This is a genomic window from Streptomyces sp. NRRL F-5650, from assembly GCF_000721365.1.
In the GTDB taxonomy this organism is placed as follows: Bacteria; Actinomycetota; Actinomycetes; order Streptomycetales; family Streptomycetaceae; genus Streptomyces; species Streptomyces ardesiacus.
The window spans coordinates 1-679 of sequence record NZ_JOGV01000148.1; the positions used below are offsets into that span (position 1 = coordinate 1).

At 68.6% G+C, this 679-nt stretch carries 1 protein-coding gene; it reads right to left on the minus strand.

Annotation, left to right across the window (positions count from 1 at the left end):
* Window positions 1-41: 41 nt before the first annotated feature.
* Window positions 42-679, minus strand: a 638-nt coding sequence (locus tag IG88_RS39835) for a hypothetical protein (RefSeq protein ID WP_037837569.1), incomplete at its 5' end; no start/stop codon positions are given.

Below are 679 nucleotides of genomic sequence, written 5' to 3' on the forward strand. Positions count from 1 at the left end.
CCTCTGGGGGGTGGAGGGCCGCCGGGCCCTGGTCGGGTGGCTCAGGCGGCCTTGTAGCCGTTCAGCTTGTCGGTGAGCTGCGCGCGCTTGAGCTGGAGGGCCTTGATCTGGTCGTCGACCTCCTTGATCTGGGGCGCGAGGACCTCGGCGCGCTGGGCGTCGAGGAACTTGCTGTACTTCGCCTCACGCTTCGCGGTGTTCTTGTCGGCCCGGTAGATCTTGACCAGCTCGGTCACCAGGTCCTGGACCGCCAGGAACGTCGCCTTGCTGGCCGTGGTCGACGGCGACTTGACCTCGGTCGCCGCCGCCCGGAGGTAACCCCGGAGGAACCGCACCTTCGGCGCGCCCTCCTTCTCCTCGGCCTCCGGGTCGACGTCCAGGTCGGCCGGGTTGACCAGCTGGTGACCGATGATGAACGCGGCCTCCAGCTCCTCGCCCAGCATCGGGACGTCCGTGCGCTCGTCGCGGTCCGCGCCGCCCTTGCCGAACTGGACGTTCAGCAGCCCCGGAACCTCCGGGAAGGGGTTGTAGTCCGGGTGGATCACGATCGCGCCGACCGGCAGCGCACCGTCCTGGAAGACGCGGGACAGGTCGTAAATCGTCTCGCCGTTCTCGCCGTTCTCGCCCTCGGAGACCGAGTACGAGTAGGTGCCGTTCTGGGTGGTGAGCGTCTGGGTGC